Genomic DNA, 14,993 nt, shown 5'->3' on the forward strand with positions numbered 1-14,993 from the left:
TCCGCATGAAAACCATCCAGCTCGGTCAGAGCGATCTGCACGTCACCCCCATTTGCCTGGGCACCATGACCTTTGGTGAACAGGTCAACGAATCCGATTCCCACGCCATCCTCAGCCGCTCGCTGGCCCGGGGCGTGAATTTCATCGACACCGCCGAGATGTACGCGGTGCCCGCCAAGGCCGAGACCTTTGGTGCCACCGAGACCATCATCGGCAACTGGTTCGCGAAGAACCCCGGCGCCCGCGAAAAGCTGGTGGTGGCCACCAAGGTGGCCGGCCCTTCGCGCGGCATGCCCTGGGTGCGCGAAGGCAAGGGCCTGACGCCCCAAGACATCGTCGCATCCTGCGAAGGCAGCCTGCGCCGCCTGCAGACCGACGTGATCGACCTTTACCAGATCCACTGGCCCGAGCGCCATGTGCCGGCTTTCGGCACCATGTACTACGACCCGGCCAAGGAAACCTCGGAAACGCCCATCCACGCCCAGTTGGGAGCCCTGGCCGGCCTGGTCAAGGCGGGCAAGGTGCGCTATGTCGGCCTCTCGAACGAGACGCCCTACGGCGTGCACGAATTCGTGCGCCTGGCCGAGCAGCATGGCCTGCCGCGCGTGGCCACGGTGCAGAACCCCTACTGCCTGGTCAACCGCACCTGGGAAAACGGGCTGGACGAGACCTGCCACCGCCTGAATGTGTCGCTGCTGGCCTACTCGCCCCTGGCCTTCGGCCTGCTGACCGGCAAATACGACGACAGCGGCACCACCGGCCCGGACGCCCCCCAGGGTGCGCGCATCTCGTCGTACGAATCGGTGCGCAAGCAGCGCTGGGGCCGCCCCGAGTCGCTGGTGGCCGCGCGCCGCTACAACGCGCTGGCGCGCGAAAACGGCCTCACGCCCACGCAGCTGGCGCTGGCGTTTTGCTACACCAAGTGGCAGGTGGCCAGCACCATCATCGGCGTGACCTCGGTGGCACAGCTCGAAGAAGACCTGAACGCCTGGGGCACGACGCTGTCGCCCGAGGTGCTCAAGGCCATCGACGCGATCCGCCTGGAGCTGCGCGACCCGGCACTGTGAACCCGGGGTGACGGCCCTGCCGTCACCCTGTGGTCAGGACGCAGCGGGCTCGGCGGGCAGCGCGCCTTCCTTCCAGGGCACGCCACCGGGCTCGCCCAGGTCCCAGAACAGGCCGGCCATCACGGCCAGGCCTTCGCGCGCCACGCTGGCCAGCAGGTGCTCGTTGGGCGCGTGCTGGGCACAGGCCGGGTACGAGTGCGGCACCCACAGAGTGGGAAGGCCCAGGTCGTCGGCGAAGATGTCGTTGGGCAACGACCCCGCCAGGTTGGGCAGCAGCGTGGCGGGTGCGCCCGCGCTGGCATGCATGGAGGCCAGCGTCCAGTCCACCCAGGGGTTGTGCAGGTCCAGGCGCGTGGCGCCGCACTGCATCCCGAGCTCGATCTCCACGTCGGCAAAGCCGTGTGCGTCCAGGTGGGCGCGCACGATGTCCTTCACGTTTCTCCAGTCCGTGCCCACCACGAAGCGCAGCTGGCAGTGCGCCACGGCGCTCGAGGGAATCGCGTTGACGGGCCGTGCGGGCAGGCCTGCGCCCAGGGCCAGCACCTCCAGCGTGTTCCAGCCCACGAGCTGCTCGGCCGGGGTCAGGCCCGGTTCGCCCCAGCCCGGGGTCAGGGCCGGGTCGTCGGCGCCGCCGCCGATCACCACGTCTTTCAGGGCGGTGCGCAGCTTCTCGGGCAGCGGCGGGGGCAGCAGGCCGGGCACGAGCATGCGGCCATGGGCATCCACCATGCTGGCCACCGCATGGGCCAGCACGGTCGCGGGGTTGGACAGCACGCCACCCCAGTTGCCCGAGTGGTAGGCCTTGGCCCGGCTTTGCACCCTGAGCGAGAAATTGATGGCGCCGCGCGAACCCAGAAACAGCGTGGGCCGCGCCGCATTCACGCGCGGGCCGTCGCTGGCGATGAACAGATCGGCCCTGAGGGCCTCGCGCTGCTGCTGGCAGAAGGCGGCCAGGCCCGGCGAGCCGGCCTCCTCGCCCATCTCCATGAGCAGGGTCACGTTGTAGCCCAGGCGCCCCTGGCGGGCGGCGATGGTCTGCGCCAGGGCGGCCAGCACCACCGTGTGCTGGCCTTTGTTGTCGGCCGTGCCGCGGCCGTACCAGCGGTCCCCTTCGATCTTCAGGTCCCAGGGCGAGAGGCCTTCGCGCCAGTTGGCGTCCTGGCCGTTGACCACGTCGCCGTGGCCGTAGGTGAGCACCGTGGGCAGCTCGGGCGATTCCACGCGGCGTGCCAGCAGCACCGGGCCGCCGCGTGCATCGGGGTTGTCCAGCACCTCGCAGGCAAAGCCCAGGGGCTCGAGGCCGGGAACGATCTCGTCCGTGAGGTACTGGCGCAGGGCCGGGGCGCCGGGCTGGCCGGTGTCGCTCTCGGTGCGCCAGCCCACGCGGCGGCGCAGCTCGGCCTCGAACTGGCCGGCGTCGAAGTACTGGTGGACGTTGGCGAGCAGTTGTTCGCGGGATGGGTTCATCGTCGTTGTCGTCATGCTGTCATCACTCCACCATGATTTTGGCGCGGTGGGCCAGGGCGCGGTAGCGCCCGATCTCGTCGTCGATCACGGCCCGCGTGGCCACGGGCCCCAGGTGCACGGGCTCCATGCCCTGGGCGCGCATCTGCTCCTGTATGGCGGGGTCGCGCGTGACGGCCTCGACCTCGGTCACCAGCCGGCGGATGATGGGCAGCGGCGTGCGTGCCGGCGCGGCGATGGCGTACCAGGCGTCGAACGCCGCATCGGGCAACTGGAGCTCGGCCACCGTGGGCACGCCGGGCAGCATGCTGGAGCGGCTCTTGCCTGCGATGGCCAGGGCGCGCAGCTTGCCCGCGCGGATCTGCGGTGCGGCAGCCGCCACGGTGTCGATGCCCAGCTGGATCTCGCCGCCTATCAGTGCCATCAGCGACTGGCTGCTGCCGCGGTAGGGCACGCCCTGCAGCTGGATGCCCGCAGCCTGCTCCAGCAGCGCGCCCGCCAGGTGCGGGCCCGAGCCGGAGCCGAAGGTGGCGTAGTGGATGGATTTGGGCGCGGCCTTGGCGGCAGCTATCAGGGCGTTGAAGTCCTTGTAGGGGGCACTGGCGCTGACCACCATCACCAGCGGCGCGCGGGCTACGGTGGCCACCGGGACCAGATCTTTGGCCGGGTCGTAGGGCAGCTTGCTGCGCAGTGCAGGGTTCACCGAGTAGCTGGTGGAGCCCGAGACCAGCAGGGTGTAGCCGTCGGGCCTGGCACGCACCACGGCCTCGGTGCCGATGATGGTCGAGGCGCCAGGCTTGTTATCTACCACCACGGGCGTACCCAGCCGGGTGCCGAGCTTCTGGCCCAGCGCACGCGCCACCGCATCGGTGCCGCCGCCGGGCGGGAAGGGAACGACCAGGCGCACGCTCTGCTCGGGCCAGGGGTCTTTGGCGGCAGGGGTGGTCTGGGCATGTGCTGCGGCAAATACGCTGGCAAGGGCTGCCAGAAGCAGGGAGGCACGAAGGCGTTGTGTCATGGGGGCTCCAGGGTAGGGCGCCGGACCTTGCACCACAGGGGTGGGCGCGGCGTGGCTATCGGTTGATTGGAGCCTCGATGCACGCAAGATCGATGCTGGTTTACCATTGCTATTCCTAGAGAATAAGCAACTGCCCATTGCCTTGAAAGCAATGAAACGCACCCATGTCCCTGTCCCTGCTGAGCCTGCCCCTGCGCTACTTCCTGGAGGTGGCCCGCACCGGCTCGGTCAACCAGGCCGCGCAGCGCCTGCATGTGGCCGCATCGGCGGTGAGCCGCCAGCTTGCAAAACTGGAGGATTCGCTGGGTGTGTCGCTGTTCGAGCGGCAGCCGCGTGGCATGCGCCTGACGGCCGCAGGCGAGCGCCTGCTGGCGCATGCGGGCGCGCATGCGCAGGAGTCGGCCCAGTTGGTGGAGCAGTTGCAGGGCCTGGCAGCGCAGGAGGCACGGCGCGTGCGGCTGGCCTGCACGGAGGGGTTTGCGGCGGGCTTCATGCCGCTGGTGATGGCGCAGTTTCGCGAGAGGCATCCCGAGGTAGAGCTGCAACTGCATGTGGGGGTGCCCGACGAGGTCTCGGCGCAGTTGGCGCGCGGCGATGCGGACCTGGCCCTCAAGTACAGCGTTGCGCCCGAGAAGGGCCTTGCGGTGCTGCACTCGGCCATTGCCCCGGTGTTCGCGATCACCGTGGCCGCCCATCCGCTGGCGCAGCAGCGCATGGTGAGCGTGGCCGACGTGGTGCGTTACCCGCTGCTGCTGGGCACGGCCGGCATCACCGGGCGCCAGCTGTTCGACCTCTCCTGCACGCTGCAGGGCCTGCGCTACACGCCGGCCGTGGTGAGCAACTTCTCGTCTGCCCTGCTGCCGCTGCTGGGCCCCCGTGACGTGGCGCTGGCCAGCTACCTCACGGCCGCGCGCTGGGTGGAGGAGGGCGTGCTGGCCGCCCGCCCGTTCGAGGACGTGCAATTGCAGCAGCGCCGCCTGCAGGTGCTGGCGCTCGACGGCCTCGTGCAGCCGCCGCTGGTGCAGGAATTCACCGGGGTGCTGGTGGCTGCCATCGAGCAGTACGGCAAGCGCAAGGTCGGGCGGCGCAGGCGCTCTGCTTGATTCGGGCGGGTACCATCGGCACACCATGGCCAAGAAAGAACATGTCTCCGAAACCCCCGCCACCCAGTTGCTCAAGGCGCGCAAGGTGGCCTTCACCGAGCACCCTTACGAGTACCTGGAGCACGGCGGTGCCCTGCACAGCGCCGAGGTGCTGGGGCTCGACCCCTTTACCGTGGTCAAGACCCTGGTGATGCAGGACCAGAACGCCAAGCCCCTGATCGTGCTGATGCACGGCAACCGCAAGGTCTCCACCAAGAACCTGGCGCGCCAGATCGGCGCCAAGTCGGTCGAGCCCTGCGCCCCCGAGGTCGCCAACCGCCACAGCGGCTACCTGGTGGGCGGCACCTCGCCCTTTGGCACGCGGCGCGAGATGCCGGTGTACATCGAAGGCAGCATCCTCGACTTGCCGCGCATCGCCATCAATGGCGGGCGGCGCGGCTTTCTGGTGCAGATCGACCCGCAGGTCTGCGTGCAACTGCTCGGTGCGCAGACCGTGCACTGCGCGCTGGCAGAATAGCGGGCCTGTGCACGCGAGCCGTGCGCACCCCATTTCCCAAGGAGCTGAATTGACCGCCGTGTACCCCTTCCTCGCCACCCTGGCGGCCTATTTGCTCGGCTCGCTGTCGTTTGCCGTGATCGTGACGCGCGCCATGGGCATGCGCGACCCGCGCACCTACGGCAGCAAGAACCCTGGTGCCACCAACGTACTGCGCTCGGGCAGCAAGGTGGCGGCCGTCGTCACCCTAGTGCTCGATGCCGTGAAGGGCTGGCTGCCCGTGGCCCTGGTGGCCTGGTTTGGCAAGCCCTACGGGATGGAGGAGGGCACCATGGCCCTGGTCGGCCTGGCCGCCTTCCTCGGCCACCTGTGGCCGGTGTTCTTTCGTTTCGAAGGCGGCAAGGGCGTGGCCACGGCGCTGGGCGTGCTGCTGGGCGTGAGCGGCTGGCTGGGCCTGGCCACGGCGGTCACCTGGGTGATCATCGCCTTTTTCTTTCGCTATTCGTCGCTGGCCTCGCTGGTGGCGGCGGTGTTTGCGCCGGTGTACTACCTGCTGGCCGATGGCGTGGTCTGGAATGCCGATGGGCGCATTGCGGCAGCCATGGCCGTGATGGCCCTGCTGCTGGCCTGGCGCCACAAGGAGAACATCAAGCGCCTGCTGGAGGGCAAGGAGTCGCGCCTGGGCAGCAGCAAGGTGGTCAAGGCCAAGGGCGCCAAGGGCTGAACGAGCCCCTTGCACCGCGTTGCAGGGGGACAGACAGCCTGTGCTATCGCGCGCCCAGCGCAGCGGGCGCCGTAATCAGCGTGCGCATGCTGGAGATGCGCTGCGCCGCATACAGGCCCAACCGCACCATGGTGCGGTGGTTGAGCTCCACCTTCACGGCCGAGCGGGCCACGGCCGACTGGATGCGGGGCTTGCCGCTGGCCGTCTGGTACAGATTGGGTTGGGTCTGTTGCTGGCCCACCGGATCCAGCAGGCTGGCGACCAGCGGATAGTTGGCTTTTTCACTGCGGCGCAGCACGATGGCCACCTCGCCGTTGTCCAGCCGCACGAAGGTGCCGGGAGGGCACAGGCCGATGGAGCGCACGAGGGTATAGCTCACCTCGTCGCGCTGGTCATCCTCCTGGCCTACGATGGCGCGCACCGAATCGGTGGCGCTGCGCCCGGCGCGCGACTTGCGCGGGCTGATCATGGCCGCGTAGCGGTCGATGGTGCCCAGGATGCGCGTCAGGCGGTCTTCGGGGTTCTGCTGGGCCAGGGGAATCTGGTCGGCCATGTTGGTGTGGTGCTGGCCGACGACGTCGAGCCACAGGCGGTCGTTCACGAACAGGCGCTCCAGCAGGGCCTGGCTTTCCTCAGGGTGGCTGCGGATGGCTTCCTGCTGCGCGCTGCTGGGGCGGTCGCGCTGCTCGGCCAGTTCGTCCTGCAGCGCGGTCATGCCGATGTTCATGGTGAGTGCGGCGCGCACCAGGCTGTCGCGTTCGCTCTGCGCCAGGCGCAGGTCCTGCGCCATGATGTGGCACAGGGTGCCGCAGACCAGCGCGTGCGCTGCGCTGTAACCCACCGACGAGGTGGAGGCGAGCTGGAACATCAGGTACAGCGCGGCGTCGATGTCGTGCGCCACCAGCTCCTGCAGCCACAGGTCGAAGTTGCGCACCTTGCCTGGAAAATCCTGCACCTGCAGCGGCTTGGACAACAGCACCGACAGGGCCGACTCCAGGTCCGACCACAGGCCGAGCAAGTCCTCGTACTCGCCCTCGGGGGGGCTGTTGCCGGGCAGGGGGGTGGAGGCGTTCATGGCAGGGGTGGTGCGTGCCGGTTCAGTGGCGCTTTTCCAGCACCATCTGGTCGTTGTTGCGGGTCATCTGGAATTGGGTCAGAAAGCTGTTGCCCAGCAGCACGAAGGGCATGCCCTCGGGCATGATGACGGCCATCACGCCGAGCACTTCCACGTCGCCCAGGCGCACGGAATTGAGGCGCACGCGCCAGCCCACGGCGGAGCCGTTGGCCGTGCTCATGATCACTTTCTGGCTGTCGTCGACCTTGATGCCCATGCGCTCCGCGTCTGGCTTGCCGATGGCGACCACGGACGCGCCGGTGTCCACCATGTACTTCATCTGCTTGCCGTTGATGGTGCCGGTGTTGATGAAGTGGCCCTGGTTGTCGGCCATGAGGACGATGCGCTTGCCGCTGCCGCTGGACCCCAGCGCCACGGGTGATTCACCGAGCCGCAGCAGGCGCCGGGTGCCCTGGACTTCCACCGTGGCTTCGTCGCGCGTGACGGACAGCACCTTCACGCCCTGGTGCGTCTCGCCCGGCCCGACGGCGCGTGGCGCACTGCCATCGACCACCAGCAGCGCCTTGCTGCCCAGCACGCCGGCCAGGGCGATGGATTGGTCGGCGGCCAACGCAGACAGCGGCAAGGCCAAGCCGGCCGACAGGGCCAGGGAGAGAGCTGCGCGAATCGGCTTCATGGGGCGCAAGACCGCATCAAGAGCAACTGTCCCCGGGCAAGGGCCGCCCCGCCGTGTTGAGTGCGTCTCCCTCCCGTATGGCTTGGCAGGACGGGACAGGGGAAGTGCGCAAAGTGATTCAGGAGGGTAAGCATCTCAATGATCCACGGCGCAGCGCGCCACCCACATCGTACGAAACAAGCACGGCCCAGGCCAGTGCCCCCGTGCAAGGGCCGCCCCGCCGCACCGGGGGCGTCCCCCTCCCGACTCGCGCAGCGAGGAGAGAGAGGGGGAAGGCGCGAAGCGACTCAGGGGGTGTTTCATTTCAGTCGCGGAAATTGTCGAACGACAGGGGCACGTCGGTCACGTCCTTGCGGATCAGCGCCATGGCGGCCTGCAGGTCGTCGCGCTTGGCGCCGGTGATGCGTACCTTGTCCTCCTGGATGGCGGCCTGCACCTTGAGCTTGCTTTCCTTCATGAGCTTCTGGATCTTCTTGGCCAGCTCGCTTTCGATGCCGTTCTTCACCTTGATGACCTGCTTGACCTTGTCGCCGCCAATCTTCTGCACGTCGCCCATGTCCAGGAAGCGCACGTCCACGTTGCGCTTGGTGAGCTTGTTGCGCAGCACGTCCTCGATCTGGGTGAGTTGGAAGTCGGCATCACCGATCAGCGTGATGTCCTTGTCCTTGATCTCGATGCTGGCCGACGTGCCCTTGAAGTCGAAACGGGTGGCGATTTCCTTGGCGGTGTTTTCGACCGCGTTCTTCACTTCGACCAGGTTGGCTTCGCAGACGGTGTCAAAAGATGGCATGGTGGTGGTTCTCTCTCTCGGGAATACGGTTTTCGCCGCAGCGCCAGGATGCGCGGGTGCGACAATCGGGCCAATGGTAGTCGAGAAAAACGCCCCTTTGCAGCCCTGCAACACCTTCGGCATTGCGGCACGCGCCCAAACCCTGGTGCGCGTGCGCTCGGCCGATGATATTTCGGCCTTCCTGGCAGACAAAGAACTGTCTGGCAGCCCGGCCTTCGTTCTCGGCGGCGGCAGCAACATTATTCTGACCGGTGACGTGCGCCCCGTGGTGCTGAAGATGGAGATCAAGGGCCTGCGCCTGGTGCAAGAGACTCCCAAGGCCTTCATCGTCGAGGCCGGCGCCGGCGAGGTCTGGCACGACTGCGTGGCCTGGACCCTCGCGCAGGGCTATCCGGGCCTGGAAAACCTGGCGCTGATCCCCGGCACCGTGGGCGCATCGCCGGTGCAGAACATCGGTGCCTATGGCGTAGAGCTGCAGGACCGCTTCGAGTCGCTGGACGCGGTGGACCTGGCCACGGGCGAGCGCTTCACGCTTGATGCCGCGCAGTGCGCCTTCGGCTACCGCGATTCGGTCTTCAAGCACGCCCCTTCGCAACCCGAGGTGGCCGGCGGGCTGCCGCGCGGCATGGGCCTGGCCGGGCGCGCGGTGATCACGCACGTGCGCTTTCGGCTGCCGCGCCCCTGGAAGCCCGTGCTGGGATACCTGGAGCTGGAGCGCCGCAGGGCCGAGGCCGGCATCGAGCAGCCCACTGCGCAGCAGATGTTCGACTGGGTGTGCGACATCCGCCGCGCCAAGCTGCCCGACCCGGCCGTCGTGGGCAATGCCGGCAGTTTCTTCAAGAACCCGACGGTATCGCCCGAGCAATGCGCCGACATCATCGCGCGCGAACCCAAGATCGTGCATTACCCCATGCCCGACGGCAGCATCAAGCTGGCGGCGGGCTGGCTCATCGATGCCTGCGGCTGGAAGGGCAAGTCCATCGGCAAGGCCGGTGTGTACGAAAAGCAGGCCCTGGTGCTGGTCAACCGCGGGCGCGGCGCCCACAGCGTGACGGGCGGCGAGGTCATGACCCTGGCCAAGGCCATCCAGACCAGCGTGTACGAACGCTTCGGCATCCGGCTGGAGCCAGAGCCGGTGGTTGTGTAGGTTGCGTCTGTTCACCCCCCAATGCAAGAAAGCCACCCGAGGGTGGCTTTCTTCATGGTGCGGGAGCGGTGTTACTCGCTGCGCTCGTCGTTCAGTTGCGCCAGAGCGGCATTGCCACCCAGCGACAGCAGGCCGCTGCGCGAATACACACCGAGCTTGGCGCGCGTGTCGATGATGTCCAGGTTGCGCATGGTCAGCTGGCCGATGCGGTCTGCGGGCGAGAACGGCGCGTCCTCGACCTTCTCCATGCTCAGGCGCTCGGGGGCGTAGGTCAGGTTGGGCGACTCGGTGTTCAGCAGCGAGTAGTCGTTGCCGCGGCGCAGTTCCAGCGTCACGGTGCCGGTGATGGCGCGGGCCACCCAGCGCTGGGCGGTGTCGCGCAGCATGATGGCCTGGGGATCGAACCAGCGGCCCTGGTAGAGCAGGCGGCCGAGCTTGAGGCCGTTCAGGCGGTACTGCTCGATCGTGTCCTCGTTGTGGATGCCAGTCACCAGGCGCTCGTAGGCGATGTGCAGCAGCGCCAGGCCCGGGGCCTCGTAGATGCCGCGGCTCTTGGCCTCGATGATGCGGTTCTCGATCTGGTCGCTCATGCCCAGGCCGTGGCGGCCGCCGATGCGGTTGGCTTCCAGGATCAGGGCCACGGGGTCGCTGAACTCCACGCCGTTCAGGGCGACGGGCTGGCCTTCCTCGAAGCGCACCGAGACTTCTTCGGACTTGACCTGCACGTCGTCCTTCCAGAACGCGACGCCCATGATGGGGTTCACGATGCGGATGCCGCTGTTCAGGAATTCGAGGTCCTTGGCTTCGTGCGTGGCGCCCAGCATGTTGCTGTCGGTGCTGTAGGCCTTCTCGGCGCTCATCTTGTAGCCGAAACCTTCCTTGGTCATGAAGGCCGACATCTCGGCGCGGCCGCCCAGCTCGTCGATGAACAGCTGGTCCAGCCAGGGCTTGTAGATCTTGAGCGAGGGATTGGTCAGCAGGCCGTAGCGGTAAAAGCGCTCGATGTCATTGCCCTTGAAGGTCGAGCCGTCGCCCCAGATGTGGACATCGTCTTCCTTCATGGCGGCCACCAGCATGGTGCCGGTGACGGCACGGCCCAGCGGCGTGGTGTTGAAGTAGGTGACGCCGGCGGTGCTGATGTGGAAGGCGCCGGCCTGCAGGGCCGCAATGCCTTCGTGCGCCAGCTGCGTGCGGCAGTCCACCAGGCGGGCCTTTTCGGCGCCGTACTCCATGGCCTTGGCGGGGATGGCGTCGTAGTCGGGCTCGTCGGGCTGGCCCAGGTTGGCCGTGTAGGCATAGGGCAGGGCGCCCTTGTTCTTCATCCAGCGCAGCGCGGCGCTGGTGTCGAGGCCGCCGGAGAAGGCGATGCCGACCTTCTGGTTCAGGGGCAGGTTCTGGAGGATGGTGGCCATGTCGTTCAGGGCTTTCTCGGGGCTCAGCCGAAGTGGCAGATGTAGTGGTAGGCGCTGGCGACGCGGATATCGAACTTGGAGTTGCCAGGCACGCTGAATTTCTCGCCCGCGCCGGACTTGACCCAGGCGTCGGTGCCGTCGAGCTTGTACTCGCACTCGCCGCCCACGCATTCCATGATTTCGGGCGCGCCGGTGTTGAAGGTCAGCGAGGCGGGCAGCACCACACCCACCGACTTCTTCGTGCCATCGGGGAAGGTGATGTTGTGGCTCACGCACTTGCCGTCGAAGTACACATTGGCCTGGGTGGTGACGGACACGCCGTCGATTTTTTCGGTGGTCATGGATGCGCGTTGGTTGGAGGGAAACCCCTGATTTTAGGCCACCATGCCGCATGGAAGCTTTCGATACGGCGCAGGGCAAAAAAAAGAGCCCCGAAGGGCTCTTTGAAGACTGGCGCAAGGGGAGGGCAGCCGTCAACGGCAATGGTCACTGGGCCGGTGGCGTGCTCCTGCCGCCGGCTGCCTGGGCTGCCCGCCCGAACTCAGCGGTTCTTAGCGCCAGTAAGGATTGCGCGGGTGGTGGTACGAGCGGTCGTAGCCGTATTCGATCACCGTGACCGGGGGCGTCACATAGGTGGGGGGCGGTGCGGGGTAGGTCGAGGTGACCACGCCGGGCTGGGCATAGCCCTGCTGGTACGAGGGTTCCGTGGAGTAGGTCTGGCCCGGCTGCACGCTCACGGGGATCCAGCGGCCCGGGTCGTACTGGGTGCGCGTGGTGTACTGGCGGCCTGCGTATTCGTAGGTCACGTTGTAGCCCACGGTGCGGTTCTCGTAGTAGGTCTGGTTGTGGCAGCGCTGCACGTTTTCGTACTGTGGCTGGCCATTGCCTTCGATGTTGTTGCCCAGCACGGCGCCACCGATCACGCCCAGCGCCGTGGCGGCCGCACGGCCGCTGCCCTTGCCGATCTGGTTGCCGACGGCGCCGCCAGCGATGGCACCCAGCACGGCGCCACCGCCCGAGGTGCGGTTGCCGCTGTACACGGTTTCGTTGTTGCAGACCTGCTGCGGCACGGCCACCTGCTGGACGATGGGGGTGGACGAGAGCACGCGGCCCTGTTCCTGGGCTGCGGCCATGGAGGCGATGGCTGCCAGGGCGGAAAAAACGACGATCTTTTTCATGGAGAAACTCCTTTCAGGTCAGTGCATAACGCACCAGACTGTCGAAAAGTTTAGGCGTTGCCCGTCAATACCGGGTGGGCAGGCCGTAAAACTGCGTAAAGATTTGTGCAATATCTCCGGTTTCAGTGCACTGCATCCGGGCGATTTCAGTGTTTGGAGTCCGCTGCAGCCCATTCGTTCCAGGTTTCGGGCGCAAAACCGACCGAAATGTGGGTTGTGCCGCCCTGCACCCACTCCACCACGGGGCGCTTGACCACGCTGGGCTGGGCTTGCAGCAGTGCGCTGGCGCTGGCGTCGTCGGTCACGGCGGCCTGGGTGTCGGCGTCGAGCTTGCGCCAGGTGGTGCCCTGGCGGTTCACGAGCTTGTCGCGCCCCACGGCGGCCAGCCAGGCGGGCAGCCGGTCGGCGGGCACCCCCTGTTTCTTGAAATCGTGGAAGGCATGGGCCAGGCCCTGGTCGGTGAACCAGGTGCGGGCCTTTTTCACGGTATCGCAGTTGGGAATGCCGTAAAGGGTGATGGTGCGTGCTGTTGTCATGGGCAATAGGGCGGCAGGATGTGGGTGGTGGCAGGCTCGGCGACAATCGCGGGCTGTATGCACACCAATAATATCGACACCCTGGAAGGCTGGCTGCAGCACTGCGAGCGCCTGCACCCGCACAACATCGACATGGGCCTGGACCGCGTCAGCGAAGTGGCCCGGCGCATGGCGCTGCGCTTCGACTGCCCGGTGATCACCGTTGCGGGCACCAACGGCAAGGGATCCACCTGCGCCATGCTGGAGGCCGTGGGCCTGCAGTCGGGCTACCGCACGGGGGTGTACACCTCGCCACACCTGGTGCATTTCGAGGAGCGCTGCCGCGTGCACGGCGAAATCGTGGCCGCCGCCGACCTGGTGCCGCACTTCGCGGCGGTGGAGGCCGCCCGGGTGCAGGGCGGAGAGGCCATCTCGCTGACCTACTTCGAGTTCAGCACCCTGGCCATCCTGCGGCTCATGAGCCAGGCGCGCCTGGACCTGGCGATCCTGGAAGTGGGCCTGGGCGGGCGGCTCGACGCCACCAACATCATCGATGCCGACTGCGCCATCATCACCAGCATCGACATCGACCACACCGAATTCCTGGGCAAGGACCGCGAAAGCATCGGCCGCGAGAAGGCCGGCATCATGCGCGCCGGCCGCCCGGCGATCGTGAGCGACCCCATGGCCCCGCAGAGCGTGGTGGACCATGCTGCGGCGATCGGCGCCGACCTGTGGCGCTCGGGCCGCGACTTCAACGTCTCGGGCGACAAGCAGCAGTGGAGCTGGGCCGGGCGCGGCCGCCGCTATGCGGGCCTGGCCTACCCCTCGCTGCGCGGTGCCAACCAACTGGTCAACGCTGCGGGCGTGCTGGCCGCCTTCGAGGCTCTGCGCGAGCGCATCCCCGTCACGGCCCAGGCCGTGCGCACCGGCATGGCCATGGTGGAGCTGCCCGGGCGCTTCCAGATCGTGCCGGGCGAGCCCACACTGGTGCTGGACGTGGCGCACAACCCGCATTCGGTGGCGGCCCTCACGGCCAATCTGGATGCGATGGGTTTTTTCCCCACCACGCACGCCGTGTTCGGCGCCATGGCCGACAAGGACCTGGCCACCATGCTGGCCAAGGTGGGCCCGCTGGTGGACCGCTGGTACTTCACCAGCCTGCCCACGCCCCGGGCCGAGACGGGCGCGGCACTGCAGCAGAAGTGGAATGCCTTGCAGATGGTGGCCGGCGGGCGCCGCGAGGTGGCCACCAGCGTGCACCAAGACCCCATGCAGGCACTGCAGGCGGCCGTGGCGGCGGCAGGCCCCGCTGATAGAATCGTGGTCTTTGGCTCGTTCTACACGGTGGGCGGGGTATTGATCAACGGCACCCCCCGCCTGCACGCCAAACATCTGGGCGCGTAAGCACCCCGCACGAGTCGCAACTCCATGGCATTTTTCAAGTTTCGGTGGCCCGGTCAGAGTGAACCCGCACCGGCCGACAAGCCGGCCAAGCGCTCGCGCGCAGCGCCCCCGGCCGAGAGCATCGAAGCGATGCGCCGGCGTGCGCGCCACCGCCTGATCGGCGCTGCCGTGCTGGTGGCCCTGGGCGTGGTGGGCTTTCCGCTGCTGTTCGACACCCAGCCGCGCCCCATCGCGGTGGACATTCCCATCGAGATCCCGGATCGCAACCGGACCGCGCCCGTGGTGGTGCCGGCCCCTGCGCCCTCGGTTGCACAGGCGCCGTCGCCCGCGCCGGCCTCTGCCGCCGCGCCGACCGGCAGCCGCTCCGCCGCGACAGGCCAGGGCAGCGCCGGCAACGGCCTGAGCGAAGGCGAGGAGATCATCGCCAGCCCCAGGCCTGCGCTGGTGCCCAAGCCGCCCGTGGTGGCGGCCGCGCCCAAGCCGGAGCACAAACCCGAACCGAAACCTGAGCCGAAACCCGAGCCCAAGCCGGCTGTAGTGGCAGCCGCGCCAGCGCCAGCCCCGGCAGTGCCGGCGCGTGCCAACGACGAGGCCGCCCGCGCCCGCGCGCTGCTGGAGGGCCGCACTGCAGCGCCGGCCGTCGCAGCCGCCGCCTCGGCCAGTGCCGAAGACGCCCGTTTCATCGTGCAGGTGGGTGCGTTTGCCGATGCGGACAAGGCCCGCGAGGCGCGCACCAAGGTGGAGCGTGCCGGGCTCAAGACCTATACGCAGGTGGTGGACACCAAGGATGGCAAGCGTACCCGGGTGCGTGTGGGCCCCTTTGGCAACCGCGCTGACGCGGACAAGGCGGCCGGCAAGATCCGCGCGCTGGAGCTGTCGGCGTCGGTGCTGACAATCTGATGCCGGAGCAGGCTGCAGCGC

The 14,993-nt window shown here is 67.8% G+C and carries 16 protein-coding genes; 7 read left to right on the plus strand and 9 right to left on the minus strand.

Annotated elements, in window-relative coordinates; all coding sequences use genetic code 11:
- Nucleotides 1-5: 5 nt before the first annotated feature.
- Nucleotides 6-1,067: an aldo/keto reductase gene (locus tag U5N23_RS31160; protein WP_322596538.1), complete on the plus strand. Its 1,062-nt coding sequence runs from the start codon at nt 6-8 to the stop codon at nt 1,065-1,067.
- A 33-nt stretch (nt 1,068-1,100) separates the two neighbouring features.
- On the opposite strand, the gene U5N23_RS31165 is transcribed toward U5N23_RS31160, so the two are convergent.
- Nucleotides 1,101-2,534, minus strand: a complete 1,434-nt coding sequence (locus U5N23_RS31165) for a M20 family metallopeptidase (protein ID WP_322596539.1) — start codon at nt 2,532-2,534, stop codon at nt 1,101-1,103.
- Nucleotides 2,535-2,556: 22 nt separating this feature from the next.
- Complete coding sequence (locus U5N23_RS31170) at nt 2,557-3,549, minus strand: tripartite tricarboxylate transporter substrate binding protein (protein WP_322596540.1); 993 nt, start codon at nt 3,547-3,549, stop codon at nt 2,557-2,559.
- 164 nt (nt 3,550-3,713) lie between these two features.
- Here U5N23_RS31170 and U5N23_RS31175 point away from each other — a divergent pair, with 164 nt between their 5' ends.
- From U5N23_RS31175 to plsY, 3 genes are read left to right on the plus strand one after another with little or no spacing between them, the layout of a single operon-like run.
- Nucleotides 3,714-4,652 carry a LysR family transcriptional regulator gene (locus U5N23_RS31175; RefSeq protein WP_322596541.1) on the plus strand — a complete coding sequence of 313 codons (939 nt, stop codon included), beginning with the start codon at nt 3,714-3,716 and terminating at the stop codon, nt 4,650-4,652.
- Between the two features lie 25 nt (nt 4,653-4,677).
- On the plus strand, nt 4,678-5,169 hold the full coding sequence (locus U5N23_RS31180) for an aminoacyl-tRNA deacylase (RefSeq protein WP_322596542.1): 492 nt from the start codon (nt 4,678-4,680) through the stop codon (nt 5,167-5,169).
- Between the two features lie 49 nt (nt 5,170-5,218).
- Entirely contained in the window at nt 5,219-5,872 is a 654-nt protein-coding gene (gene plsY, locus U5N23_RS31185; protein ID WP_322596543.1) for a glycerol-3-phosphate 1-O-acyltransferase PlsY, read from the plus strand.
- A gap of 43 nt (nt 5,873-5,915) precedes the next feature.
- Here the strand turns inward: plsY and U5N23_RS31190 are convergent, their stop codons facing one another.
- From U5N23_RS31190 to U5N23_RS31200, 3 genes are all read right to left on the minus strand, one after another.
- Nucleotides 5,916-6,947, minus strand: a complete 1,032-nt coding sequence (locus U5N23_RS31190) for an HD-GYP domain-containing protein (RefSeq protein ID WP_322596544.1) — start codon at nt 6,945-6,947, stop codon at nt 5,916-5,918.
- A 22-nt stretch (nt 6,948-6,969) separates the two neighbouring features.
- Entirely contained in the window at nt 6,970-7,623 is a 654-nt protein-coding gene (locus U5N23_RS31195) for a retropepsin-like aspartic protease (RefSeq protein ID WP_322596545.1), read from the minus strand.
- A 304-nt stretch (nt 7,624-7,927) separates the two neighbouring features.
- Entirely contained in the window at nt 7,928-8,413 is a 486-nt protein-coding gene (locus tag U5N23_RS31200) for a YajQ family cyclic di-GMP-binding protein (RefSeq protein WP_322596546.1), read from the minus strand.
- A 73-nt stretch (nt 8,414-8,486) separates the two neighbouring features.
- On the opposite strand from U5N23_RS31200, the gene murB reads away from it, so the two are divergent.
- Complete coding sequence (gene murB, locus U5N23_RS31205) at nt 8,487-9,560, plus strand: UDP-N-acetylmuramate dehydrogenase (RefSeq protein WP_322596547.1); 1,074 nt, start codon at nt 8,487-8,489, stop codon at nt 9,558-9,560.
- 71 nt (nt 9,561-9,631) lie between these two features.
- Here murB and argG read toward each other — a convergent pair whose 3' ends face one another.
- The 4 genes from argG to U5N23_RS31225 form a co-directional block, all read right to left on the minus strand.
- Entirely contained in the window at nt 9,632-10,972 is a 1,341-nt protein-coding gene (gene argG / locus U5N23_RS31210) for an argininosuccinate synthase (protein ID WP_322596548.1), read from the minus strand.
- A 23-nt stretch (nt 10,973-10,995) separates the two neighbouring features.
- Nucleotides 10,996-11,313, minus strand: a complete 318-nt coding sequence (locus U5N23_RS31215) for a pyrimidine/purine nucleoside phosphorylase (RefSeq protein WP_322596549.1) — start codon at nt 11,311-11,313, stop codon at nt 10,996-10,998.
- A gap of 210 nt (nt 11,314-11,523) precedes the next feature.
- The gene (locus tag U5N23_RS31220; protein WP_322596550.1) at nt 11,524-12,150 is read right to left on the minus strand and encodes a glycine zipper 2TM domain-containing protein; all 627 of its coding nucleotides are present in this window, start codon (nt 12,148-12,150) and stop codon (nt 11,524-11,526) included.
- A 146-nt stretch (nt 12,151-12,296) separates the two neighbouring features.
- On the minus strand, nt 12,297-12,686 hold the full coding sequence (locus tag U5N23_RS31225; protein WP_322596551.1) for an arsenate reductase: 390 nt from the start codon (nt 12,684-12,686) through the stop codon (nt 12,297-12,299).
- Nucleotides 12,687-12,743: 57 nt separating this feature from the next.
- Here U5N23_RS31225 and folC point away from each other — a divergent pair, with 57 nt between their 5' ends.
- Both folC and U5N23_RS31235 read left to right on the plus strand, forming a co-directional pair.
- Nucleotides 12,744-14,072 carry a bifunctional tetrahydrofolate synthase/dihydrofolate synthase gene (gene folC / locus U5N23_RS31230; protein WP_322596552.1) on the plus strand — a complete coding sequence of 443 codons (1,329 nt, stop codon included), beginning with the start codon at nt 12,744-12,746 and terminating at the stop codon, nt 14,070-14,072.
- A 24-nt stretch (nt 14,073-14,096) separates the two neighbouring features.
- Nucleotides 14,097-14,972 (plus strand): SPOR domain-containing protein, encoded by an 876-nt coding sequence (locus U5N23_RS31235; RefSeq protein WP_322596553.1) that lies wholly within the window; start codon nt 14,097-14,099, stop codon nt 14,970-14,972.
- Nucleotides 14,973-14,993 lie beyond the last annotated feature (21 nt).

Origin of the sequence: Acidovorax sp. (assembly GCF_034519795.1) — a bacterium.
Lineage (GTDB): Bacteria > Pseudomonadota > Gammaproteobacteria > Burkholderiales > Burkholderiaceae_C > Acidovorax.